This is a genomic window from Streptomyces griseofuscus (assembly GCF_014673495.1).
GTDB lineage: Bacteria > Actinomycetota > Actinomycetes > Streptomycetales > Streptomycetaceae > Streptomyces > Streptomyces murinus.
In genome coordinates this window covers 214,314-238,719 of record NZ_CP051006.1, presented here as the reverse complement: position 1 = coordinate 238,719, position 24,406 = coordinate 214,314, and the positions used below count along the sequence as shown (strand labels likewise).

Below are 24,406 nucleotides of genomic sequence, written 5' to 3'. Positions count from 1 at the left end.
CACCCCTATCGGGTTGCTCAATCTGTTTCATTTACCATGGGGGTTGGGTGGGGGCGGACGCTGTAACCTCTGTTCCGCCACCGGCCGGGCTGAGGATTTCGAGATCCCCGCCGACGCTCCGCATTCGCTCACGCAGTCCTGCGAGTCCGGAACCCGCGTCGATTCTCGCATCGCCGGCACCGTTATCACGAACGCGCACTTCCACGTCGGTTTTAGTGCATTTCATGTCGATCTGCGCGGTGCCCACACCTGCATGTTTCGCGATGTTTGTCAGAGCTTCGGAGACTGTGAAGTATACCGCCGTCGCTGTTGGGGACGAAAGCTGAGAGTCGTCGCCATTGCTGGTCAACTCGACGCGCAGGGGTGATCGCGCAGCCAGTTCCCGGACAGCTGCGATGAGGCCGAGGTCACTCAGCTCACGGGGGTGGATGTCACGCACTGTTTCCCGCAGCCGTTCCAGGGCGCGTTCCGCGTGGGCCTGCGCCTGGCGTGCCAGCTGCACGGTTCGCTCGTGGTCGGCGGCTGCCGCCTCCAGCATCCCAAGACGCATGACGACGGCGACGAGCTCCTGCTGGGCTCCGTCGTGCAGATCGCGTTCGATTCGCTGTCGCTCAATCTCGAAGGCGGCGGTCAGGGACGCCCTGCTGCTGCGGAGCTCCTCAAGTTTCGCCAGCAGGTCTGAGTCCCGGCTTCTCGAGAAAGCGCGCAGGAGAAGGTCGCGAAGAAGGGACACTCCGGTCAAAGAACTCACGGTGACTGCACCCAGAGCGATTCCTGCGGGCACGGCCAGAAGAGTTTGCTGTACTGATTTCGGCGTGAACGGGCCGACCTGTGCTGCGATACCGAAGGCCCAGAATACGGGAGAGAATACCAAGGCGGCGGCGCCGATGAACCCGAAGAAGGAAATCAACAATGACAGCACGGACAGGAACAATGTGCCGAGAAAAACAGGGAGGTCGGTTCTCCATACTGACTTTGAACGCAGCCGGAGTATCGCCCATCGAGTCCAGCTCTGAGCAGCGGGCCTCAGGGGGAGTGTCTCAGTGCCACACCAATGGGCTCGTGAACGGTCTACCTCTGCCACCACTGGGGCCGCTACCGGCACAACGAGGAGAGAAAGTAGCAGAATCGGGAAGGTTATTGCTGCGACAAATTCTGTCAGTACCCTCCGGGCCAAGCGAATCTGCGTCATGGCGAGCATTGTCGCACACAGTCACAGGGTAGACCCAGGTCTACCCTCAAGCAGTGCAGGCACCCGTGCATCGGCCCTCGCGCCCTGCTTGCCTTGAGGCATGCTTTTTTCAGCTTCCTCTTCTGCTCCGTGTATTCGGTTGCGTGGCCTTCAGATGGACTTTCCGGTCCCGGGGCGTCGGCGCGAGACAACACGTGTGCTGCACGCTATCGACCTTGACGTTCCAGAAAGCCGGCTGACCGCTGTCGTCGGCCCGTCCGGGTCCGGCAAGTCGACGCTCCTGCTGTGCACGGCGGGCCTGGAGCGAGCGACCACAGGTTCCATCGAGATCCTCGGGACGGACATCCTTTCGCTCTCGCCGCGCAGGCAGGCTGCATTCCGCAGCGAGAAAGTCGGCTTCATCTTCCAGGAGTACAACCTCGTCAGTTCTCTGTCCGTCGAGGACAACATCTCCCTTCCGGCGCGGCTGGCCGGCCACCGTGTGCCCAAGCCCCGTGTTGACGACGCGATGACGCGGCTCGGCATCGCCAAGCACGCCCGGCGACGTCCCGACCGCCTCTCCGGCGGGGAACGCCAGCGCGTCGCAGTGGCCCGGGTCGTCGCGAATCAGCCGCGGATCGTCTTCGCCGACGAGCCGACCGGGGCGCTCGACCTCAAGTCCGGTCATGTCGTGCTCGACTGGCTCCAGGCGCTCCCCGCGCAGGGGACCACGGTCCTCATGGTCACGCACGACCCTCACGCGGCCGCACGGGCCGACCAGGTCGTGGTGATGGGGTCCGGGCGCATTCACGCCGTCATTCCCGGCGGCGACTCCCGCGCGGTGAGCGATGCCGTCCTCGCGGCGCAGTCCGTGGATGAGGCAGGTGACGAAGCAGCATGATGCGACTCGTCTTGTCGGACATCCGCATGCAGGCATCCATGTGGCTGTGGACGCTCGTGTGTGCGGCGGTCGGCGCGGCATGCTCATCCGGCTCGGTCATTGCCATGTTCACCGCTGTCTCGGCGGCGCGCGCAGCAGGCGATACACGCATGTCCTCGGCGTCGATCGCGCTGGGCGGAAACATCGTCTTCTTCACCTTGTTCGCCGCCGTGGGCATCGTCGCGTCCGCGGTCGGTCTGACGTTGAAGACCCAGCGACGCGAACACGCCCTGTGGGTGATCCTCGGGATCCCCCGCAATCGAGTCAGGCGCATCCTGCGCACCGAACTGATGGTGCTCGGCACGATTGCCGGTGCGCTGGCGGTGCCGCTGGCTCCGCTGGTCGCGGGTATCGCCCTCGACCAGTGGACGGCCACGGGACTCGATCTGCACGGAGCGACGGTCGGCTTCGAGCTCTGGCACGTGGGCGTAGCCGTGCTGTTCGGGGTGGTTCCGTGTCTGCTGGGCGGCTGGGGAGTCACACGCCGCGCCGCCAAGACACCGGAGATGCGCGCCTTCCGGGACCTCTCGGATCCGCCGGCCCGGCCGGGTGCCGCACGCAGCGTTCTCGCCCTGTGTCTCCTCGCCGGAGTGGTCGGTATGTGGATTCCCGGGCTGGGACTGGAACTCGAAGGCGGCGTCGAACAGCGGACGGCCTTCGCTTTCGCCGGTGACCTGTTCCTCATCTGCCTCGCGCTGCTGATGGGACCGTGGGTTCTCACGCCTCTGATGAAGCTCTGGACCGCACTCGTACCGTCGCGCAGCATCACCTGGCACCTTGCCGTGCAATCGTGCCGTGCACGGGCAGCTCGAAGCGTCACTACGGTGCTGCCCTTCGCGCTCTCCCTGTCGTTCGTCGGGCTCTTCATGGTGATGGGGAACGTCATGCCCGGAAGCACAGCCGGGCTGGGTGACGTCATGGTTGTCCTGGGCTGGGTCTTCGTCGTGTCCTGGGTCGGCGGCCTCGCCGTGATCGCCCTGGTCGGGCGGGAGCGCACCCGTGACTCCGCCGTCGTGACGGTCGCCGGCGCACGACCGGGCGTGGTCACCCGGTCGACGATCTATGAGGGAGCCATCTACGCCGGGACGGCAATCCTCTTCGGCGCGATCTCCATCGCCGTCACGAGTGTCACCATCGCCGCGGGAGCCAGGATCAGTGTCGCCCGCGTTCTGAACGGTCTCCCGTGGGAAACGCTCGGCGCACTCGCCGCTGTGACCCTTCTGACCACCTGCCTCGCCCTTGCCCTCCAGGCTGCCCGCACGTCACGCACGGTCGCTGCCAGGGTCCTGCGTTCGTAACTCCGGCAAGACCACTCGCGTCACCGCCGCGCAACAAGATGAGGATCGACCCCAAATGTTCTCCAGGATCACTGGCTTCGTGCGCCGTCATACCCCGTCGGACCACCAAGGCGTCGCCTTGCAGGAGCGCACTCTCGTGAACAGCGCACACGCCGTCAAGCCGAAGGCACGACGCCGATGGCCCCGCACCGTCGCCGCCGCCTCGACGGTCGCTGCGCTCACCGCTTCCGTGTGCCACACCGGCACAACCGACAGGCATCCTTCGGCTCCAGGATCATCGAGCGCTGCTGGAGTGAGCGCAGAGCTGCAGAAACTCATGCGAGGTGTCCCATGGTCCTCGGGACAGTGGGGTCTTCAGGTCACCGACCTGAAGACCGGAAAGGTCGTGCAGTCCAAGAACGCCACGTCCAAGTTCGTGACAGGCTCGACGGCCAAGACCTTCGTCGTCGGCGCCGCGCTCGACACACTCGGGAGTAGCCATCGGTTCCGCACCCCCCTTGTTCGCTCCGGTTCGATATCGCACGACGGCCGCCTCTCCGGAGACCTCATCATGGTGGGAAGCGGTGATCTGACACTCGGCGGGCGGACCAACGCGCTCGGAAAGGTCGACATCCCGGATTTCGACCACACCGATGCAAATGCCGTGCCTGGTATGGCCACCCTCACGCGTGAGGACCCCCTCGCCGGCATCAACGACCTCGCCCGACAGGTCGCGGCGAGCGGCATCCGGCACATCGACGGAGACGTGGTCATCGACGACCGTCTCTGGGCACCTGTGGCGATCGGAGGCACACCCCTCACGCCAACAGTCGTCAACGACAACCTCATCGATCTGCTGATCACCCCTGCAGAGCCCGGCAGGCAGGCAACCGTCGACTGGCGCCCCAAGACCGCAGCGTTCACCGTCGACTCGCGCGTCACCACGACTCCCGCGGGGACGAAGCCGGCCGTGAAGACCGACTCTCCCGCTGCCGGACGCATCCGGATACGGGGTTCCGTACCGGCGGACGCCACCGCGCCCTTCATCGCGACGTACCAAGTGCCCGACCCGGCCGCGTTCGCCCGCACAGTACTCATCGAGGCACTCGTCAAGCATGGCGTCTCCGTCGACTCTCCAGCCCTGGGGGAAAATCCCAGCAACAAACTCCCGCCGGTGCAGAAAGTCAAAAGGCTGCCCGTCTCCGCAAGTTACACGTCACCCCCCTTCAAGGAATACGCAAAACTGATCAACAAGGTCAGTCACAACCTCGGCGCCAACCTTCTGCCGCCTCTGATGGCCGTCCAAAACGGCAAGCACACCTACGCCGACGGCATGAAGGCCGAACGGGAATTTCTTATGCGTGCCGGAATCGACCGTGATTCCTTCGATCTCGTGGACGCCCAGGGCCTCACCTGTGACAGGGCCACGCCGGCCGCCCAGACACAGCTACTGCGGAATCTCTCCCGGAAGGACTACTTCGGCGTCTTGTACGACTCCATGCCGGCCATGGGTGTGGACGGCTCGCTGGCCGGCGTCATCAAGCCCACCGACCCGGCCGCAGGCCACATCCGAGCCAAGACCGGCACTCTGATCGGTGCCGCCAACGGGAAGTTGGTACTGACCACCAAGGCACTCGCCGGATACGTCGATGCGGAGAACGGCCGCCGCTACGCCTTCGCCATCTACGTCAACGGCATCCCCGCACCGGGCAACACCGTGAACGGTGCCATCGATCTGGCACTCAAAGCCAACAAGCAGTTGGGCGCCATGGCCGCAACCATCTACCGGAACCCCAATCCCTGAGAGGCCGTTCGCTTTCCGAATGCCGTGTGCGGATTCCGCTGGTCAGGTATGAGATTGCGGCTGTGGCGGGGTCGCGACTCGTTGGTGATCGAGTCGGTGTGGGGGGTGGCGGATGCTGTGGATGCGGGCGGTGCTGGAAACGCGGCGGAAGGCTGCTGCCGTGCGGGTGGAGGAGCTCGAAGCCGAACTGGAGAGGTTGCGGGCGGCCTTGACGAACCTGAGGAGGTTCTCAGGCTTCGGACGATCGGCCCTGAGCGGTATCTGGAAGCGCTCGCCGAGGAGGAACAGCCGGCCGGGACGGTCGTCGGCCCGTCGCCGGGCAAGCCGGTGGGGCCGCGCTGTGCGGTGCCGCATCGTCAGAACCCGGCCGGGCCCGATGATCTGTCCGTCGACTGCCAGGCAGTGATGGCAGCGGCGGCCGAGGCCGGGGGTGACGGGCCGGGTGCTCGGCGGGCGGCCGTGGTGCTCGGCTGGGACCGTGCCTCGGCCTCACGCGTCGAGGGTGCGAGAGCACGGTTGAAGGGGCTGAGAGCACGGTTGAAGGGGCTGGTGGAACGGGGCTGGCTGGTGGAGGCAATGCCCGGAAGGTTCACGCTGCCGGCAGAACAGCGCACGGATGAGGCTGTGCGGCCGGGGGGTGGTTCATGAGGGCGATCATCGACCAGCGGATGACGGCTTCGCTCGTGTCGGTGCGTCGTTCGTGGTCCCGAACCAGGCGCCGGCCGCGCAGAACCCAGGCGACCCAGCGGCGGGGCAGTGGCTGGAAGCCGCGGACGACCTCGCTGCGGCGGACGATGTCGAGGAAGATCCCGAGATGCCGGCCGGTCCAGTCGGTGAGGTGGCCGGTGTGGCGGCCGTCGGCCCAGACTCGCGCCAGCCGCCGGAAGCGGCCCGCAGTCTGTGGCAGAAGTTCCCGGGCGCCGTCCCGGTCGGTCACGGACACCGGTGTGACCAGCACGACCAGGAGAAGTCCGAGTTTGCGGCGCTGACCGCCTGACCGCCCGACCGGCCCTTCCCCGCTCCACCTGGGCACTGGAGGCAGCTCGCCTCACTGCGTCAGCGGTTCGGGAGGGCGCGCAGGCCCATCACGCCGACGGATCCGACTTGCCACCCCTATCGATATTCGATAGATTCCCATCGCGATTCGATCTAGGGAGTGGCATTGGGGAAGCTGACGGCGCTGGCGCTGCGCGCCGTGATGGTGGTGCTGCACACCGGGGCGGTCTGCGCTCAGACGGTGATGGTGGCGATGCTGACGGGCGCCATGGAGGAGAGCGTGCTTGCGGGCCGCCGCACTCCGGTCCTCGTGATCGCAGTCCTGGGCGTTGTGACGGTCCAGGTCGTCCTGGTCTGCGTGTGGCGGCTGGTGACGATGGCACAGCGCGGAACCGTGTTCTCCCACGCCGCATTCCGCTACGTCCATATCGTGATCGGCGCGTTCGCGGCAGCCGCGCTCCTGGTGTTCGTGCTCGGAGCGGTGCTGGCACCTGGCGAGGTCGTGCCCCCTGTGGGTGTGGCCCTGCTGGGCGGGGTTTGCCTGGCGCTCTTCGGCAACGCGCTCATCGTGTTCGTGCTGCGGTTGCTGCTCGCCCAGGCCGTCGCGCGCGACATCGAGGCGTCGCAGCTGGGGGCCGAGTTGGCCGAGGTGATCTGATGCCGATCGTTGTCGCCATCGACGTGATGCTGGCCAAGCGGAAGATGTCCGTGGGCGAACTGGCGGAACGGGTGGGGATCACACCCGCCAACCTGGCCGTGCTCAAGAACGGCCGCGCCAAGGCGGTGCGCTTCACCACGCTCGCCGCGTTGTGCGAGGTGCTCAAGTGCCAGCCTGGAGACCTGCTGTGCTGGGAGCCCGATGACCCCGGGGACCGGGACAGGGCTGCGCACGAATCCGGAGCATCCGTCCCAGCTGGATCCTCGCCGTGACGACCGCAGTCGCGGTAGCCGGCCGCCTGCCCACGATCACCAGGTGCGACGCACTCGACCATCACTGCCGCGCGACCCGCTCCGCCTGGTCGTCGGCAAGCTCACGAGTGATGACCTGGTAATGACGTCCGCACGCCTCATCGCGCCACGGGCCGCTCCGTGCTGTCCGCAGGCGGTCGGTGCCTGCCGTGCGCCGAACACCGATGACGGACTCCACAAGGAACAAGACAGACCAGACACCGGCGTACGCATCGCACTGGGCATGCGCTACACCGGCCGACAGGGCAACATCTTCCACCTGGCCGGTCGCGACGGACCGACCATGGTCCGGGCCCGCTTCGTCGTCGGCGCCGACGGAGCCCGCTCAGGAGTCGCCCGAGACCTCGCTCTCGACCGCAACCACCACCTGGCGCCGAAGAAGTCTTCGCGCTACCCGGCAGCGACCGGCCCCCCACATTCCACTGCGTACTCGACCCCTCACTCGCCCCCGGCTATCTGGCCTGGGTAGTCAACGACGGCCACCACGCACATGTCGGAGTCGCAGGCTACGCCGACCGCTATCCAGACGGTCTTCGCCGAGCCATGGAGCGGTTCAGCGCCTCAGCGCCCTGACTGGCCGGCGTCGAACGTCCCGGAGCGGTGGAGCGGCGCGCAGGCCCCATACCCGTCGGCGGCCTGCTGCGCCGCATCAGCTGCGCCGACGGGCTTCTCGTGGGGGATGCGGCAGGCGCGGTCTCCCCACTCACTGCCGGCGGCCTGGACCCGTGTCTACGGCAGTCGCAACTGGCAGCTGAGGTCCTCGACGACGCACTGCGCACCGGAAGACCGTAAGCACTCACCGACTACGACGGGGCCGCACTCCGCCCTCACTTCCGCGGACGACTCATGCTGCGCCGAGCATTGGCCCACGTGCGGAGGCCCACAACCACAGCAGCAGCGGCCTTCACTCTGCTACGCGCACTGTTCGGTCGGGCCGCGGCCGGCCGAGCCCTCTTCGGCAAGAGATCCTTCCCCGACCCCAGAACCAAGTGACCCCACCGAGCGAGAGGCCAAGCCATGCCCGCATCCCCCGTACCAGCACCCATTAAGCTCATCACTACGATGGCGGGGCTGGCTGTTACCTGCGGACTCCTGACGGCTTGCAGTGCCGATAGTTCCGACGTGACGTACAAAGCGTGGACCGAAGGAGGCAACCTGCAATCCGTCAGGCACGACTACACCGATGGCCTCAACGGTGCGGTAAGCGTGCCGGCCAAGGTGAGCGGAGCGAGCTGGAGCGCACGGGAGGACGGCGGGCATGCTCCACGCCTCAAGGTCGTGCCTACTGGCAAGGGCGTGGCGCACTGCGTCCTGATGGAAGCCGACGGTCGCGTCCTGGATCAACGGAAGGGCGCAGCAGGCCGGCCGGTGACATGCTCTGCCCAGCGGTAGTACGCGCACGCCGGCGCGCGCCGATCTGCCGTAGCCCCCGTGCTAATTCGTTTTTCGCCGGCCTGTGATTGCTGGCCGGCGATTACCGTGGCGGCAACAGCGACGCCGACGACAAGCGCCCAGACGGCGAGCACCGCGGCCTTGGTCGCACCCGAGTGGTAGGGCCCGCTTCCAAGGGGCGTCCAGTAGTCCGCGAGGTCGATGGCGCAGGCGCGCGACCCGCCGGTGACCGACACCGTGAAACCACCGTTGTCGATCGTCCGGCCGCGCGCCCCGAACCCGCCGAGCACATGAGGGGGTGCCGTCAGGCATTCGGGTCCCCGCGGCCCGCCAGGCCTCACCACAGACGAGGTGCTCCTGTCTGTTGCGCCCCGGCCCTCCGCAGGACCGCGGGGATTGGCCACGTGGAGCAAGATCTACACTGCTCATGGCGACTGGACTCCCGCCTCCAGTGAGGGATCACGGGGCGGGCGTTCGGAGTTCATGAGCGCCATGCTCGGGGATGGCGCTCGCATTCTGACGAGGGTGGACTGATGGCGGCAATACCTTTTGACGCGGCGTTGCTGGACGGATACCGCGCCGTGCGGGAGACCGGTGCGGGCCCGATGAGCCTGGAGCGGCTGTCGTCCGTCCGTACCGAAGACGCCGCGGAGGTGCCGACACTCGACGAGCTGCGGCGGGGTGGGCAGTTCGAGGTGACCTCGGTCCCCGTTCCGGGGGCGTCCGGTGCCTCTGAAACCGAATTGCTGATCTGCACGCCTGCCGCCGTGGCGGGTCCTGCCGCGTCGCGCCCGGTCCTCTACTTCGTGCACGGCGGCGGCTACTTCAGCGGCGATCCACGGCACCTGTTCTTCATCAAGCCGCTGCTGAGCGAGGCCGAACGGCTCGGGGCATCGCTGATCTCGGCAGGGTATCGGCTCGCTCCGGAACATCCGTATCCCGCACCGCTCGACGACGTCTACGCCGGGCTGCTGTGGACCGCTGAGCACGCGGCCGAACTCGGTTTGGACGCGGACCGGATCGTCGTCGCGGGGACCAGTGCCGGCGGTGGCCTGGCCGCCGCGCTGAGTCTGTCGGTGCGCGACAAGGGAGGCCCGCAGCTGGTCGGGCAGTTGCTGATGTGCCCGATGCTCGACGACCGCAACGACACTGCTTCGGCCCACCAGATGGACGGTGTCGACCTCTGGGACCGCAGCTGGAACGGCTTCGGGTGGACGGCCCTGCTCGGCTCCGCATGTGGCACCCCGGACGTCTCGCCCTACGCCGCACCGGCCCGCGCCACGGATCTGTCCGGACTGCCCCCGGCGTTCATCGACGTCGGCTCGGCAGAGACGCTGCGCGACGAGGCCGTAGCCTACGCCGACCGGATCTGGCGGGCCGGCGGCTCTGCCGAGCTGCATGTGTGGTCCGGCGGCTACCACGCGTTCGACCTGGTGGTCCCGGACGCGGCGATCAGCCGAGCAGCGTGGCAGGCCCGCCGTTCCTGGCTGGAGCGGGTTCTGGCGGCGGCCTGACATCCCACACACGTGGCTCGCTCCGCGCATGCTCGCTCCGGCAGAACGTGGCCGTCGTAAAGATCCCCGACACCGTCAGGCACTGCTCATGGCCGGCCGTGCTGTGCGGCGCGGAAGCTGCGCCCGATCCCGACGCCCGCCCCTCCTCCAAGCGCCGCAGGGGTGCGCCCAGGCGGCGCATGACGGGGGCGCGGCCGGGCACCAGGTTGTCGGGATGCAGGAGGGCCGGGTAAGCCTGGGGAGGTTGAGCGGCCCTCCTGCCCCCATACGACAGCGTCTCCGTACGCGACGCCCGGGCATTCTCACGTCCAGGAGCGCGGCGACTTAAGAGGCGAACGTTGTTCGATGCGGCATCAGGGTCTGTTGTGATGGCTCTTGGACGGTGTCGCGGAGCCAGATGACGATTGCTGCGACGGTGAGGGTGCCGTTGAAGATGTAGTCGCGTCTGTCGTACCTGCTGGCCACCGCGCGGTGCTGCATCCACTTGCCGACGCAGCGCTCGACGGCACTGCGGCGGCAGTACTGCGTCTTGTCGAAGGCTGGAGGACTTCCGCCGGCCTGGCCCTTGCGCCGGCGGTTGGCCCGCTGATCCTCGGGTTGCGCGACGGTCGCCTTGATACCCCGTCTTCGCAGGTAAGCACGGTTGTCGTAGCTGGAGTACGGCTTGTCACCGCGGACACGATCCGGACGGCTGCGGGGCCGGCCCGACCCACGCCGTCGGATCCGCAGCCCCTCCAGCACGGGGATGAACATGGGGCTGTCGCCTCGCTGACCTGGAGAGGTCTGCCAGGTCAACGGGCGAGCCCGGTCATCGGCCAGCGGATGGACCTTGCTGGTCGGTCCACCTCGCGAGCGCCCCAGCGCCTCACGCCCCTTTGTGTCCACACACGCATCGCCCCCTTTTGCGGAAAGTCCCGCGGTGGCCGACGACGCGGCACACCTTCCTTCTCGATGTCCTTGGCCAGGGTCCCGTCGGGGTCGGTGGTGCCTGCTTCGATCTGTAGCTCGGTCAGGATCTGCTGCCAGGTTCCGTCAGCTGACCAGCGGCGGTGATGTTCGTAGACGGCCTGTCAGGGGCCGTACCGTTCGGGCAGGTCCGGCCAGGAACATCCGTACGGGCCCTGAGTAGCACCCCGTTGATCACTATGCGGTGATCGGCTCACTGCCCACCAGGCTTGCCATTGGCGGGCAGCAACGCCGCGATCTTCTGCCACAGCGCGTCCGTGAGCTCATGTCGCCGCGCCATACGACGCAACTGCCCAGCCAGAGCACTGATCCACCACCCCGGCAAGAGCCGTCAGAAACAGCCCAGGTGCACGACCTCATCGTGCGGCCAGTCGGTCGAAGGCTGCCTGGCTGCGCTCGTCCGCAGGCCGGCAGATCATCAGCCGCTGGTCCGGGTCCTGCATCGGTGCCAGCATCTCGTAGTGCACGGCGACCGGGCCGACCTCGGGGTGGCGCATCTCCTTGCTGCCGCGGCCGTTCCCTCTGACGTCCTGCTCGGCCCACCGGCTGGCGAAGCCGTCGACGTGTGTGGTGAATCGTGTGATGAGAGCGGCCAGCATCTGGTCATCCGGATGCGCGGCCCACGCGGCCCGCAGGTGTGCGGCACCCTCCCGCAGCACCCGGTCGCGGTCGACGTAGAGATCACGGGTTCGCGGGTGCATCAGGCAGAGCCACATCGCGTTGCGCCGCTCCGGCGGCAGAGTGGCGAAGTCCAGCAGGAGGCGGGCCATCTCGTCGTTCCAGGCGAGGATGTCGGTGCGGTGGTTCATCAGCATGGCCGGCATCGGTGACAGGTCGGCGACCAGCCGGGCCAGCGGCGGTGCCGCGGTGGTGGCCGGGCCGTCGACGTCGCGGGCCCGCTGCCGGGCCAGGTCGAAGAGGTAGGCACGTTCATCGGCGCCCAGCCTCAACGCCCGGGCCAGTGCCTCCAGAACCTCCGCCGAGGGCCGCGGCCCGCGAGCCTGTTCCAGCCGTACGACGTAGTCGACGCTGACCCCGGCCAGCTCGGCGACCTCTTCACGGCGGAGTCCCGGGGTCCGTCGGGCCTTTCGCCGCGGTGGCAGGGCGAAGTCGCGCGGATCCAGCCGCTCGCGCCGGGTTCGCAGGAACGCGGCCAGCTCCTGTGTCGTGTCCACGGTCTGGGAGGCGGTGTGCGTCGTCATGTTCGGTGCAACAGCGAGGGTAGGACCGGCGTTCCCAGGATGTCCCTTCCCTTACCCCGGGCCCGCCTCCGTCGCAGCCTTGTTCCCGGCACCGATCACGATCACGACCACTGGAGGACGCGATGCCACTCACCCTCGACACCTACCGACTGCTGGGCCGGTCGGGGCTGCGGGTCTCACCGCTGGCACTGGGCGCGGCGACCTTCGGCACCGAATCGGGCTGGGGCGCCGAACAGGACGAGGCGCGCAAGTTGTTCGACCTGTATGTCGAGCGAGGCGGGAACTTCATCGACACCGCCAGCACCTACAGCGGCGGTACCTCGGAACGCCTGCTGGGCGAGTTCGCGCGGAACCGGCGCGAGAGCCTGGTACTGGCGACGAAGTACACGACTCTGCGCCGCCCCGGAGACCCGAATTCCTCGGGCAGTCACCGCAAGAGCCTGTTCGCCTCGGTGGAGGAGAGTCTGCGACGGCTCGGCACGGACTACGTCGACCTGCTCTACCTGCACGTCTGGGACTTCACGACACCCGTCGAGGAGATCCTGCGCGGCATGGACGACCTTGTCCGGCAGGGCAAGATCCTCTACGTGGCGATCTGCAATACCCCCGCCTGGCAGGTCTCGCGCATGCAGACCGCCGCCGCTCTGCGCGGCTGGTCACCGCTGATCGCGCTGCAGATCGAGTACAACCTGATCGAGCGCACCGGGGAGCGAGATCTGATCCCCATGGCTCGCGAGATGGGGCTGGGCGTCGTCCCGTACTCGCCCCTAGCCGGCGGCGTCCTCACCGGCAAGTACAGCCGCGCCGACCTGGCGGCGGACGCGGGTGTCGGCGACGGCACCCGCAGGGCCTTCAACGTCGCACTCGGTGCGGTCACCGAACGCAACCTCGCCGTCGCTGAAGTCGTCGGTGAGGTCGCCGAGGAGACGGGCCGTACCCCCGCGCAGGTTGCACTCGCGTGGACCTTGCGGAACCCCGGTGTGACGGCCCCGATCATCGGTGCCCGCACGCCGGCTCAACTGGAGGACAACCTGGGCGCGTTGGAAGTCGACTTCACCGTAGCCCAGCTGGCCCGCCTCGACGAGATCAGCACGGTCAGCCTCGGTCACCCGCACGAGCTGCTCGCGAGCGACCACATCCGCGCGGTCACCCGGGGCGAGCTGAAGATTCCGATCCGCCGCTGAGTTCCACGCCGGCGCCGAGCCCTGGAGCCGGACGACGCGGGGGAGCACCCTCGCCGGCAGCTGGTCCGCAAGCGGGCGCCGGACTGGGAAGAGCGACCAGGAGAAGGAGCCGAAGCCGGGGAGTCTCAAGGGCGTTGGTCCCGGGAGGCCGCGCGCAGCAGGACAGAGACTCCTGGGCTCCAGCGGGTGGAATTCGAGGGTCCGGTCGCCGGTGCCGTGCCGTGCCGTGCGGGGAGGCGACGAGAACGGTTGCCGGATGGCGCCGAGGGCCCCAGCTGGCCGCGAGCCGACCCCGGCTCGACGGCTGGAAGCGCTGATCTACCGTCACCGGAACCAACCACGCGTCGTCCAGCCACTTCCCGGTCCTGCTCGACGTCCTCGGCCTCGCCGAGGACGGCCGGACGGTCCCTGATGCCGGATGGCCCGCGGCGGAAGGAGATCCAGCGGATGGCCGAGCGGCTCCCGGGCGGGGACGTGCAGGCTCTGCAGCAGTCGTGAACCGGTAGCCGTGGGTTCCGTATTCACCAGCGCGGCCGCGAACCGGCCTGCGAATCCGAACTCGTTCCTCGCTCAGGCTCCTACAGCCCCCGTCACCGCGGCCGAGCCACCGGACGTGCCTGACCCTTTCGTGTCGCGACGGCCCAACCGCAGAGAAGGGTTCGGTGGTCATCAGTGGTGGCAGCCCGGTTGCCGGGGAATCCGCCACGATCAGCTCACGCGCCCGGGCACCGTCCATGCGCGTTTCACGAGTTACCCGGGGAGGAGCCGTGCCCGACCGCGCACGAGGCCGTCAGCAGGGGGGTGTTCAGGGCCGTGGTAGGGCCAGCCCTTGCAGCAGCAGGGTGAGGGCGAAGCTGAACCGGTCGTGCCCGGTGCCCCAGGTGAGCTCCCGCGCATGGGTGACGGCGTGTGGGAACAGCTCGGGTGGCGGCATCCGAAGTCGTTCCTCGATTTCGGCGCGGTCGATCGCACGACCGTCGAAGTCCTCGCTCCGCCGCCGGGCCGGGGGTGCCGTCATCAGCCGATTCACCGGCGACGAAGGCACTTGCGCCTGAGAAGGAAGGCCACCGCTCGGTCCACTGCACATCGCGGGGGCCTGCGACCGGCACCTGCCTCCGACGCTGATCGCGGGCCGCCTCGGTACCTTGTGCCGGACGGTGGGGCGCGAGCGCGGCGGGAGAGCGACGATCCGCGCAGACGTTTCGTGACGGCCCTGGTGGGAGCGACCGAACCCGAGCGGCAACCGTGGATCAGGGCGCAGGACACGGCCGATCAGGTGGACCGCCGGCGGCACGTGCGAGAAGAACCTCCGTGCCGTCCGCCGCAGGCGGACTTCCGCGGCCGCCGGACCCGACCGTCGCCGTGGGCCTTGGAAGACGGTCTGCGAGCGGCATCGCCGCTGGTCGGCGGGCGGCGCCTGGGACCGGGGCCTGCCGGGCTGTCGGTTGCCGGTCCGCTCGACCTCGTTGCGCCGCCGGTAGCGCTCACGGTCGGACCCCGCAGGTCTGTCACCGGTGCTGCATCCTGGACTTCGATCACTGTGGTGGTGGGCAGGGAGGCGGCCATGGTGCGCAACTCGGTCCCCTCGTGGCGGCGAAGAAGGCACCGGCGAAGAAGACGCCCGCGAAGAAGGCGCCAGAGGGCACCGGCGATGAAGGCGCCTACGAATAAGTCGGTTCCACGGCGGAGGTAGACCCATATGAGGGCGGTACATGCCCCCGGAGGCGGTCACGGGTCCGGGCTGGAACGGTTACGTACACCGATTTCTGGGCCGGGTGCTGGCGGGTAGAGCCGGGTGGTGGGCGCACGGGGCGGTGGACTCGGGGCTCGCTATGGGCGCGGTGGGTGGGCGGGCAGTGCCCATTTCGCCACCCGCTATCTGCACTGGCCACGAAGCGCCGAGTGGACCATGTGGCCTGGGTAGCGGGCCACGATTCGTTTCGGCGGGCGCCGGTTGACCGAGCCGTCGGGATCGAGGAACCGGCGGTGGTTTATGCCCAGACGCGCCAGCCACCGGCCCACGGTGCGTTCGCTGATCCGCACGCCGTGGCCCGCGAGTTCGAGTGCGATCCTGCGGGCGGACCGCTTGCTGTCCCGCCGCAGCTGCTCGATCCGTTCGACGACGTCGGGCGGAGTTTGGGTCGGTGAGGTGTGCGGGACGCTCAAACGGTCCTGCAGCCCGGCTTCGCCGTACTGGTCGTAGCGGCTCTTCCATTTGGACAGGCAGGCGCGGGAGACTCCAGTCTCGGCGGCGACGTGGGCGATCGGACGGGTGCGGCAGCGTTCGAGCCTTCGGCGTCCCTGGATGGTCAAGGGGGGTCTGAGCGTACGGAACGGAAGCGGGCGACCGCCCGCGCCGCCGCGCGGACGGTGGTCACCCGCCTGGCGGAACCGGCGCGGGGCCGGCCTCGGCGGGCAGGCGCTCCAGGAAGCCTGCCACGGTCGTCACCGGTCCCGCCCAGCCCAGTCGGCGGCCGAGCCGTGTCATCTGGGGCAGTTCCAGGCTCTCGTCCGCCGTGTCGGCGACATGTGCCGGCCAGTCGACGACCGGGCCGTCCCAGGCGACCCGGCCGTTCGCCAGGACGATCACCCGGTCGAAGTGCTCCACGCAGAAGTCCATGTCATGGGTGATGGCGAGGACGGTCCGTCCGTCGGCGGCCAGGCTGTCGACCAGGTTCCCCAGCAGGACGATCGAGGCGTGGTCCTGACCGGTCGTCGGCTCGTCGAGGACGACGACCGGGGTGTCCATGGCCAGGACCGAGGCGAGGGCGACCCGCTTGCGTTCGCCGAGCGACAAGTGATGAGGGTGGGTGTCACGGGCCGCCGTGAGGCCCGTCCGCCGCAGGGCCGACTCGACCAGCTCCGCGCGGCGCGCGGCCGGGAAGCGGAGGTTGCGCGGCCCGAACCCCACCTCCTTGACGACGCTCGCCGCGTGCAATTGGTCGTCCGGGTTCTGGAAGACGAATCCCACGGTGCGGGCGAGTTCGGCGATGCCGAGCCTGTCGGTCGGCCGGCCGTCGATCTCGACGGTTCCGGAAGCCGGACGCTCAATGCCGACGAGGTGCCGTGCGAGGGTGCTCTTGCCCGCGCCGTTGGCACCGACGATCGCCACCCGTTCACCGGCCCCGACACCGAAGGACACCCCGTCCAGGGCCGTTGTGCCGTTGGGGTAGCGGAACGTCAGGGAATCGATCCGTATGATCATCGCCGGTCTCCTCGGTCTCCTCGGTCTCCTCGGTCTCCTCGGTCTCCTCGGTAGAGGCGGCCCGCCGTCTCGCCGAATCCCTCGGCGGCGGCGTCGAGGGTCACCGGAAGCGGCTTGCGGTCCGGCCAGAGCCGCCGGGCCGCGGCACGGCGCGCGGCCACCGTGTAGCGCAGGGGTGAGACCCCCCATTCCTCCAGCCGTTCGTCCGCCAGCACCTCACCGGGCGGGCCCTGCGCCACGATCGCTCCCCGGTCGAGGACCAGGACACGATCGGCGGCGCGGGCCAGGCGTTCCATGCGGTGTTCGATCAGCAGCACGGTCACGCCCTGCTCCTTGAGGGTGCCGAGCGCGTCGAAGACCAGCGCGTTCCCGGCCGCGTCGAGCTGCGAGGTCGGTTCGTCGAGCACCATGACGGTCGGCCGCATGACCAGGATCGACCCGATGGCCAGCAATTGCTGCTGGCCGCCCGACAGTTCGTACGGCGACCGGTCGCGCACCCCGGTGAGTCCGAGGTCCTCCAGGACGGGGTCGATCCGGGCCGCCATCTCGTCCCGCGGGACGCCGAGATTCTCCAGGCCGAAGGCGATCTCCTCGCGTACGGAGAAGCGGGCGCCGGATATCTGGTTGAACGGATTCTGCATGACCAGCCCGACCTCGCCGACCAGTCCGGACAGCGGTGTTTCGGCCAGATCCCGGCCGTTGACCCGGACCACTCCCTCCGCCGTACCGCCGGTGAGATGGGGAACGGTGCCGCTCACCACTCCGGCCAGGGTGCTCTTGCCCGTGCCGCCGCCGCCCACCACCGCGCACAGTTCGCGCGGGGCGACCTCGAAGGCGACATCGGTGAGGGCCGGCCGGGAGCCGGTGGGGTAGGTGAAGGAGAAACCCTTGACTTCGATCAACGCAGTACTCCCCAGACGTTCACGGTGACCGCGAGCGCGGCGCAGAGCAGCATCGCGGCGCGGAGGCAGCGCTGTACCCCGCTGTCGGGTACCTCCGTGAGGCTCGTGGGACGGCGGGTGGCGCCAAAGCCCCGGGTCTCCATGGCGGCGGCGCGTTCACCCACGTCGGTGAAGGCGCCGAGAATCAGCGGGCCCATCAGCGGTACCAGCGCCCGCGCCCGCCCGCGCAGCCCGTGGATCACCTGGCCGCGTGCCTGCTGGGCATGGAGGATGCACGTGGCGCGGCGGTTGAGCGCCGGCACGATCTGAAGCGCCGCCGACACGATGTAGATGAGGCTCGGCGACACGTTGCGTTCGCTCAGGGCGCTCATGAACGCGCCGGCGTGGGTGGTGAGGAGCAGAAGGAAGAACCCGCTCATCAGCACCAGGATGTGCAGCGCCGTCTGCAGGGCGAAGGAGACACCCTCGCTCTTCAGCTCCAGCGGGCCGAGCCGGGCGATGACATCGTGGGCGCCGGGAAGAAAGAATCCCTGGATCACGAACAGGACCACGGCCACCGGAACCCAGAACGTGGCGAGCAGGAGGAGGAATCGGCGTAATACTCGCGCGCCGATCGCGGCCGGAAGGAGGAGGGCGGCGAAGAGCAGCAAGGGCCACCGGTAATCCACCACGGCGAAAGCGCAGACCGTCACGGTCACGGCGAAGACGAGTTTCGTCAGGGGATTGAGCCCGTGAATCCCGGAAACGCCGTCCGTGCGGGCGGCGTTCCGCACGGCGTTCACGCCGCCCTCACCAACTCGGCACGCGGCGCCAGGACATGCCGCTCCCGGACGAACGGGAAGCGATACAGGAATCCCGGTGGCAGGCCCTTGAGAATGGCCATCGCGAGCACCACCGTCAGCGCCTTGTCGAGCGGATCGGCCACCAGCCCTTGCAGGGTGGCCGCCTTGAGCATGCCGTTCCCGAACGCCTGGAAGGTCGCGATGAGCGCGGACTGGCCCACCGATCCGCTGGCGTTGCCGAAGACGAAGGCGGTGATGGGGGCCGAGATGACGCCCGCCACCACTCCGATCAAGCCACCGGCGAGCACCGCGGTGGGCAGCCGCCGGAACATCCCGGCGCGGGCCAGCACGCCCGCGGTGAAGCCGATCATGGCCGCCGTCACAGCGTACGGCAGGGCGCCGGGAGTGATCGTCATGCCCACGATGACGCTGGCCAGCGCCCCGGTGGCGGCCCCGGCGGCAGGCCCCGCGACCACTCCCACCAGCACGGTGCCGATGGAGTCCAGTTGCAGGGGAAGGCCGCTGAAATAGACGATCTTGCCCATCACTATGTTCACCGTGATGGCCACGGGTAACAGAGCCACGGTGGTGGGAGGCAGCCGGGCCACCGCGCCGGAGACGATCAGCAGGGCGCCGAGTGTGTAACCCACCAGCGCCAGCAGTGCGATCGGGCCACCCACGCCGTGCTTCGAAGTGGGGTGGACGGCGATGAGCCCCGCGTAGGTCACGAGCACCACGCCGGTGCCCATGCCGATGCGCCATCGTTCGTTCAGCCATGGCGGGGCGGAGCGATTGAAACCAGCCATTGTTTGACCTCATTCCACCGGCAGCCAGGTGATTACCGGAAATTCAAGCGCGCACACTAGCAGGGCCTCTCCAATGCGTGTCAACGCTCGGCGACTTTGCCGATTCCTGGGCAACCGGCGAGGTGGCAGGGGGCGGTAACTCGCTTATCCAGGGGGTTGGTTGACAATGATCGGGTACCTGGTGTGGGATCGCTCGGGTAGCTGGCCAACCGGTCACGATCATTTGTCCGGGTTGACGTGAGGTGAACTCTTCGCCATCTCTCGGACAGCTCTCAGAATTAAGGAACGTGGCATGGATGTTTTCCGTTCTTTTGCCGATGCCTATACGGCCGGCCTCCAGGCGGTCCTCGACGAGGGAAGCGACATCGCCTCGGTCCGCGACCCGCTCTCCAAGGCATCCGACTTCGGCCGCAACGACCGTCCCTACCGCGAAGTCATCGCCCACCGCAGCACGGTCGAGGACCCGACGTCCTGTCTCGCCGTGACCCCGCACCTGCCGGTGAACCTCTCCTACTGCTTCGGTCTCCTCGCATGGTCGCTCGACGGGCGCAACGACGTGGAGACCCCCGCGTACTACCGCCGGGGCGCCCACGAGTATTCGGACGACCAGCACACCCTCAGCGGCGCCTTCGGCCACCGGCTCATCACGGCCAACGGCAACCAGCTGGAGGAGGTCGTCGGCCGCATCGAGCGCGACCCCGCCCACCGCCGCGCCTTCGCCCTGGTCCTGGAGCCGCAGGACAACTTCCGGCAGTCGCGGGAATACCCCTGCGCCGTGGGCGTGCACCTCTTCCTGCGGGACGGGGCTCTCGTCTGGCTCACCGTGATGCGTGCCCAGCAGGCGCTGACCGTCCTGCCGTACGACGCCTTCCTGTTCATGGGCCTGCAGCAGTACGCCGCCGGTCTGCTCGGCGTACCCGCCGGCCGGTACATCCACCAGGCCGGCACGTTCCACTTCTACGAGAACGAGACGGCGCTCGCCCGGAAGATCACGGACGACCCGGCGGTGCCCGCCTCCCTGCCCGCCTTCCCCACCACCCCGGAGGGCGCCCGCGAGGCGGCCCGGGAACTCGTCGATCTCGAATCCCGGCTCCGTCAGGCGGCCTTGGCCAAGGACACCGCCGCGGTCGACAAGATAGCCGCGACGCCGGCCGTCACCGACTACGCGGACGTGGCCCGCGCCTGTCTGGCCACCCACGCCTACCGCAAGCTCGGCGACACCACCTCCCTGGTGACCAGCCGTGCGGCCGAACCCGCCGTGGCCGAGCTGATCTCTTCGATCTGATCACCGGAATTGCAGGCCCCCACGTGATACTGACGGTTCGTACCCCCATGGAACCGCGATGTCCCGACTCCACCGCCCAGCAGGAGCTGGCCGACCGCCTCTCCCGCCGCCGCGAGCTCTTCGAGCGGGCCGCTGACCCCACCTCCCACCCGGTCCGGGACCCCTACCTCTTCCCGATCATGGCCGCCCTGGTCCCCGTCGCCACCAGCCGCGGCGGCGAGGTCGCCTACCCGGGCGACCCCATGTGCCTCTATTCGGCGCTCTCCCTCACCGTCGAGCGGTCCGTCGCACGCCTGGAGCGAGGGCTCCCCGAACAGCCGTCCCTGGACGACGTGGCCGCCGACTGGGGTCGCTACCCGGACGACGCCTACCGCCTCGCCGAGGACGGACCCCGCTCCGTGCTCGTGGCGGACAGCCGTACCACCGACGGCCATGTCTTCGACCCGCGCATCTGGGACGATGTGGCCCGCACGGCGTTCATCACCGAACTCCGGGCGCTGCGCCCCAAGGTGCTGCTGCTCAGCTCGGTGTCGGCCGGCCACCGCTATGCGCTGGAGATGGCCGAACTGGCCAAGGAGCAAGCCCCCGGCTGCCTGGTGATCGTCGGCGGCAGACACGCCGACGAGACCGTCCGCTACCAGGGCGCCACCGGCACGGCCGACCTGTCCTGGAGCAGCACCGTGGAAGTCATCCGCGACGGGCGCGCCCGGCCCGTGGTCGACTTCGTGGTCGCGGGGGACGGATCACCCCTCCTCGACCTGCTGTTACGCGCGGCCGCACTGGTCATGACCCCCGAACCAGGCCCCACCTCCGTCGAGGAGGTCCTCGACGCCCTCGCACTCGTCGCCGCCCACGACGGGACGATCAAGGGGGCCGGCAACATCGTCGGCCTCACGGCGGACGAGGCCGTGCTCGTCCCCGTGCGGGGTGAGCGCATCGACGCCTCGCAACTCCCCTCGCCGTACCAGGCATTCTCCGTGCGAGCCCGGTTCGGCATCTTCACCCGCGCGGGCAGCTCCCCCCTGGGCAGCCGGACCGCCCATGTGATGACACTGGACGCCTGCCCCTTCAAGTGCACCTTCTGCTCCGAGAGCATCCAGGTCTCCAAGCGCCCCACACGCTTCGCGGTGTCCGAGACCGAGCACGTCGCCCAGCGCATCGAGCAACTGGTCGGCTGGGGAACGGAAGCCGCCTTCTTCGACGACCCCGTCTTCTGGGGCGGCAACTGGAAGGCCATCACCGACTTCTGCCACGACCTGGCACGCCTGCGCGCCCGCAATCCGCGGTCACGGTCGTTCGAGTGGGGCGCACAGCTCACCGTGGACGTCGTCCTCAACCGTGCCAAGGCGCAGGAGGTTCACGAGGCCCTCGACCTCATGCGGGAGAACGGCTGCACCTACGTCTACATCGGCATCGAGAGCATGGCCCAGCAGGTCATGCGCAACGTCGGCAAGAACCTGCTGCGCCGCAACCCCGAGGCATGGGTGAGCAAGGTACGGGAAGCCCTGAGCACCATCAGGGACCACGGGATCCGCGTCGGCAGCTCCGTCCTGTTCGGACTCGACGGCGAGGACCGCGACTCCATCGAGGAGACGATCGAGGAGATAGGCCGGCTCATCGACGACGGACTGCTCGTCATGGCCAGCCCCAACATCCTCACCTACCACCCCGGCACCGCCATCACCGCGGCACACGGTCAGGACCGGCTCGACTACCACTCGCGCAAGGACAACCGGCCACCCTACACGTACTTCGAAGAGGCGTACCCAGAAGTGGTCTCCCGGCTCCTGGACGAAGACGACATCTGGTTCATCCACGAGGCCTCGGCCAAGCGCTGGGGCAGCACCCGCAACAGCGCCGCCGAGTCGGCGACCCCCGTAGGCGCATGACGCCCACCAGCGGAAGGATTCCCTTGAAAGACCATGTGCTGGACGTCGACGAGAAGAGCTACTGGGGGCCGTACTACTCGTACTTCCCCGCGCTCGCCCGTTACATCCCGCTGGGCGAGTATGCCCGCCGGGTCCGCCCGAGGGCCTGCGTGCTCGGCGCCTCGGACGGCAAGTTCGCCCTTCCCCTGCTGCGCGCCGGCTGGGAGGTCGTCGGCGTCGAGACCGACGCGCTCTTCCTGAACGGGGGCGAATTCGACCTGGTCGACGGCCACCACGAGGTCGTCGGCCTCCGGCAGCGGCTTGCCTCCGAGGGCCTCACCGACGACTGCGTCATCGTCGAGCAGGACTACATGACCCTCCCGGCCTCGGGCGACTTCCAGCTGGTGATGGGAAGCGGCCTGTGGTCGATGCCCCCCAACCGGGCGCACACCCTGGAAGCGCTCATCCACCACGCGATGGACATGGTCGCCCCGGGCGGCATCTTCTTCGGCGAGTACCTGATCGGGCTCAACGACGAGGAGCGTCGGTGCGGTTACTACCCGCCCAGGGAGGAGATGGACACCATCGTCGACCGTCCCGGCTGGCAGCTCTTCGAGAACGCCGACCTCGGCATCCGGGGCGAGAGCCACCTCGGCTACGAAGAATGGCACTACCATCGGTACGCCGCCGCCATCGTGCACCGCATGCCGCTGCCCACCACCCCCGAACCGGCCCCGTGACCTCCACGGACCTCGCACGGACCGGCGGGCGCTCCCACCTTCCCGGGGGCGCCCGCCCGGCGGTCGTCGTCTCGGACCTGGACGGCACCCTCCTGAACGCGGACCATGAGGTCGGCGAGCGCACCGCCGAGGCCCTCACCGCGGCCGTGGCGGCCGGCGTGCACCTGGTCCTCGCCACCGCCCGCCCCGCCTGGTCCGCCCGGCAGGTGCTGCTGCCGCTGCGCGGCCTGGGCGCGTCCCTCGTCTCCTCGAACGGCGCCGTCACCGGCGATCTGGACGACCTCCGGCCGCGGCGGGTCCGCGCCATGGCACCGGCCCGGGTGCGCGAGGCGCTCACCCTCCTCGGCCCGGTGCCCTGGGCTCTGGACCGCCCCTCCGGGCGGCTGCTCGGACCCGACTGGCCGGACGTCCTCAGCAGCGGGGGAGCCGACGCGCCCCGAGTCGGCCAGGTGCCGGACGACGAGGACGTCCTCTGCCTCATGGCCCTGCGCGCCGACCCGCCCCCGCCCGCCCTCCTCGCACCCGCCGGCCTCGGCTGGACCTCCTCGGACGCCGGACTGGTCGAGGTCTCGGCGCCGGGGGCCGACAAGCGGTCGGCCGTCTCATGGCTCCTCGGCACCCGGGGTCTCGACTGGAGCGCCGTCGTGGCCTTCGGCGACGCGCCCAACGACCTGAGCCTGCTGCGCGCGGCCGCCAGGGGGGTGGCCATGGCCAACGCCGTTTCTGACGTACGGTCTTCGGCGACGGAACTGACGGCCTCCCACGACGAGGACGGGGTGGCCATGTGGGTGGAGAGGAACCTGCTGTGAGCGAAGAGAACCCTTTCGGCGGCCCACCGGCGGGGAAGATATGGATAGTCGGCGGCCCGGGCTGCGGTAAGTCGACCCTCGCCGGACTGCTGACGCGGTCCGAGGCGCCCCCGGTATGCCTGGACGCCCTGTTCTGGGGACCCGGGTGGACACCGGTGCCGGAGGAGGAGTTCATCGCCGAGGTCGGCAAGGCACTTGAGGGCGAACGCTGGGTGGTGGACGGCCAGTTCCCCGCCGCCGTCGCGGCCTACGCGCACACCGCCGACTGCGTGGTCTGGGTCGACCCGCCGCTGCGCCTGGCCTGGCCCCGGCTGCTGCGCCGCACCCTGCGCCGCTGGATACGCCGGGAGAAGCTCTGGGGCGGTACCCGGGAAACCCTGTGGACCGTCGTCGGCCCCCGCTCGATCCTCTGGTATGCCCTCAAGGTGCGGGCGGACCAACAGCGCGCCAACCAGGAGCTGTTCGCACGCCTGGCGAGGTCCGGCGTGCGCCTCGTCCGGTTCCGCGGCGGCGACGTACGCGACCTCGTCGGCCGGATCCCCCGTTGATCCTCTCCAGGCCGATGCACCAACCCTTTTGTCAATGTCGGGAGTT

22 protein-coding genes and 2 pseudogenes are annotated in these 24,406 nt (G+C 68.8%); 13 read left to right on the top strand and 11 right to left on the bottom strand.

Translation table 11 applies throughout. The features are described 5' to 3' along the window. Positions 1-31: 31 nt before the first annotated feature. Positions 32-922 (bottom strand): sensor histidine kinase, encoded by an 891-nt coding sequence (locus tag HEP81_RS01180; RefSeq protein ID WP_243279249.1) that lies wholly within the window; start codon positions 920-922, stop codon positions 32-34. A 466-nt stretch (positions 923-1,388) separates the two neighbouring features. Between HEP81_RS01180 and HEP81_RS01175 the strand changes: the two genes are divergently transcribed. Genes HEP81_RS01175 through dacB form a run of 3 tightly spaced genes read left to right on the top strand, consistent with a single transcriptional unit; the run spans position 1,389 to position 5,192 of the window. Beyond that, positions 1,389-2,072: an ABC transporter ATP-binding protein gene (locus tag HEP81_RS01175; RefSeq protein ID WP_037664121.1), complete on the top strand. Its 684-nt coding sequence runs from the start codon at positions 1,389-1,391 to the stop codon at positions 2,070-2,072. Further along, entirely contained in the window at positions 2,069-3,409 is a 1,341-nt protein-coding gene (locus HEP81_RS01170) for an FtsX-like permease family protein (RefSeq protein ID WP_037664120.1), read from the top strand. The genes HEP81_RS01175 and HEP81_RS01170 overlap by 4 nt, the downstream gene beginning before the upstream one ends. Positions 3,410-3,464: 55 nt before the next feature. Further along, positions 3,465-5,192, top strand: coding sequence for a D-alanyl-D-alanine carboxypeptidase/D-alanyl-D-alanine endopeptidase (gene dacB / locus HEP81_RS01165; RefSeq protein WP_078967801.1), 1,728 nt, complete (start codon positions 3,465-3,467; stop codon positions 5,190-5,192). Between the two features lie 589 nt (positions 5,193-5,781). Here dacB and HEP81_RS01160 read toward each other — a convergent pair. Then, complete coding sequence (locus HEP81_RS01160; protein ID WP_157854689.1) at positions 5,782-6,129, bottom strand: hypothetical protein; 348 nt, start codon at positions 6,127-6,129, stop codon at positions 5,782-5,784. A 225-nt stretch (positions 6,130-6,354) separates the two neighbouring features. Here HEP81_RS01160 and HEP81_RS01155 point away from each other — a divergent pair, with 225 nt between their 5' ends. The 3 genes and pseudogenes from HEP81_RS01155 to HEP81_RS41075 form a co-directional block, all read left to right on the top strand. Further along, entirely contained in the window at positions 6,355-6,846 is a 492-nt protein-coding gene (locus tag HEP81_RS01155; protein WP_037664118.1) for a DUF2975 domain-containing protein, read from the top strand. Continuing rightward, the gene (locus HEP81_RS01150) at positions 6,846-7,118 is read left to right on the top strand and encodes a helix-turn-helix domain-containing protein (RefSeq protein WP_037664116.1); all 273 of its coding nucleotides are present in this window, start codon (positions 6,846-6,848) and stop codon (positions 7,116-7,118) included. Before HEP81_RS01155 ends, HEP81_RS01150 begins: the two co-directional genes overlap by 1 nt. A gap of 241 nt (positions 7,119-7,359) precedes the next feature. Further along, positions 7,360-8,150, top strand: a pseudogene (locus HEP81_RS41075) (FAD-dependent monooxygenase); the annotation flags it as partial. Positions 8,151-8,497: 347 nt separating this feature from the next. Here the strand turns inward: HEP81_RS41075 and HEP81_RS01145 are convergent. Further along, complete coding sequence (locus tag HEP81_RS01145) at positions 8,498-8,839, bottom strand: hypothetical protein (RefSeq protein WP_037664114.1); 342 nt, start codon at positions 8,837-8,839, stop codon at positions 8,498-8,500. A gap of 243 nt (positions 8,840-9,082) precedes the next feature. On the opposite strand from HEP81_RS01145, the gene HEP81_RS01140 reads away from it, so the two are divergent. Beyond that, on the top strand, positions 9,083-10,063 hold the full coding sequence (locus HEP81_RS01140; RefSeq protein ID WP_037664112.1) for an alpha/beta hydrolase: 981 nt from the start codon (positions 9,083-9,085) through the stop codon (positions 10,061-10,063). A 324-nt stretch (positions 10,064-10,387) separates the two neighbouring features. Here HEP81_RS01140 and HEP81_RS01135 read toward each other — a convergent pair whose 3' ends face one another. Both HEP81_RS01135 and HEP81_RS01130 read right to left on the bottom strand, forming a co-directional pair. Further along, positions 10,388-10,948 (bottom strand): transposase, encoded by a 561-nt coding sequence (locus HEP81_RS01135; protein WP_078967800.1) that lies wholly within the window; start codon positions 10,946-10,948, stop codon positions 10,388-10,390. A gap of 437 nt (positions 10,949-11,385) precedes the next feature. Beyond that, entirely contained in the window at positions 11,386-12,231 is an 846-nt protein-coding gene (locus HEP81_RS01130) for a helix-turn-helix transcriptional regulator (RefSeq protein WP_037664111.1), read from the bottom strand. Positions 12,232-12,353: 122 nt separating this feature from the next. On the opposite strand from HEP81_RS01130, the gene HEP81_RS01125 reads away from it, so the two are divergent. After that, entirely contained in the window at positions 12,354-13,415 is a 1,062-nt protein-coding gene (locus HEP81_RS01125) for an aldo/keto reductase (protein WP_037664109.1), read from the top strand. A gap of 805 nt (positions 13,416-14,220) precedes the next feature. Here the strand turns inward: HEP81_RS01125 and HEP81_RS01120 are convergent. From HEP81_RS01120 to HEP81_RS01095, 6 genes and pseudogenes are all read right to left on the bottom strand, one after another. Continuing rightward, a complete protein-coding gene (locus tag HEP81_RS01120; RefSeq protein WP_037664108.1) occupies positions 14,221-14,433 on the bottom strand; it encodes a hypothetical protein in 213 nt (70 codons plus the stop codon). A gap of 884 nt (positions 14,434-15,317) precedes the next feature. Continuing rightward, positions 15,318-15,728 (bottom strand): annotated as a pseudogene (locus HEP81_RS01115) (helix-turn-helix domain-containing protein); the annotation flags it as partial. Between the two features lie 61 nt (positions 15,729-15,789). Next, entirely contained in the window at positions 15,790-16,620 is an 831-nt protein-coding gene (locus tag HEP81_RS01110) for an energy-coupling factor ABC transporter ATP-binding protein (RefSeq protein ID WP_051850724.1), read from the bottom strand. Then, a complete protein-coding gene (locus HEP81_RS01105) occupies positions 16,617-17,522 on the bottom strand; it encodes an energy-coupling factor ABC transporter ATP-binding protein (protein WP_063755300.1) in 906 nt (301 codons plus the stop codon). Before HEP81_RS01105 ends, HEP81_RS01110 begins: the two co-directional genes overlap by 4 nt. Next, complete coding sequence (locus HEP81_RS01100; RefSeq protein ID WP_051850723.1) at positions 17,519-18,304, bottom strand: energy-coupling factor transporter transmembrane component T family protein; 786 nt, start codon at positions 18,302-18,304, stop codon at positions 17,519-17,521. Before HEP81_RS01100 ends, HEP81_RS01105 begins: the two co-directional genes overlap by 4 nt. Further along, on the bottom strand, positions 18,301-19,053 hold the full coding sequence (locus HEP81_RS01095; RefSeq protein WP_051850722.1) for a hypothetical protein: 753 nt from the start codon (positions 19,051-19,053) through the stop codon (positions 18,301-18,303). The genes HEP81_RS01100 and HEP81_RS01095 overlap by 4 nt, the downstream gene beginning before the upstream one ends. A gap of 349 nt (positions 19,054-19,402) precedes the next feature. On the opposite strand from HEP81_RS01095, the gene HEP81_RS01090 reads away from it, so the two are divergent. The 5 genes from HEP81_RS01090 to HEP81_RS01070 are packed head-to-tail and all read left to right on the top strand — an operon-like array spanning position 19,403 to position 24,360. Further along, the gene (locus tag HEP81_RS01090; protein ID WP_051850721.1) at positions 19,403-20,395 is read left to right on the top strand and encodes a thymidylate synthase; all 993 of its coding nucleotides are present in this window, start codon (positions 19,403-19,405) and stop codon (positions 20,393-20,395) included. A 47-nt stretch (positions 20,396-20,442) separates the two neighbouring features. Continuing rightward, entirely contained in the window at positions 20,443-22,284 is a 1,842-nt protein-coding gene (locus HEP81_RS01085; RefSeq protein ID WP_051850720.1) for a B12-binding domain-containing radical SAM protein, read from the top strand. A 23-nt stretch (positions 22,285-22,307) separates the two neighbouring features. Next, a complete protein-coding gene (locus tag HEP81_RS01080; protein WP_143664182.1) occupies positions 22,308-23,003 on the top strand; it encodes a class I SAM-dependent methyltransferase in 696 nt (231 codons plus the stop codon). Further along, the gene (locus HEP81_RS01075) at positions 23,000-23,812 is read left to right on the top strand and encodes an HAD family hydrolase (protein ID WP_037663795.1); all 813 of its coding nucleotides are present in this window, start codon (positions 23,000-23,002) and stop codon (positions 23,810-23,812) included. Before HEP81_RS01080 ends, HEP81_RS01075 begins: the two co-directional genes overlap by 4 nt. Further along, entirely contained in the window at positions 23,809-24,360 is a 552-nt protein-coding gene (locus HEP81_RS01070) for a P-loop NTPase family protein (RefSeq protein ID WP_051850718.1), read from the top strand. The genes HEP81_RS01075 and HEP81_RS01070 overlap by 4 nt, the downstream gene beginning before the upstream one ends. Positions 24,361-24,406: the final 46 nt, after the last annotated feature.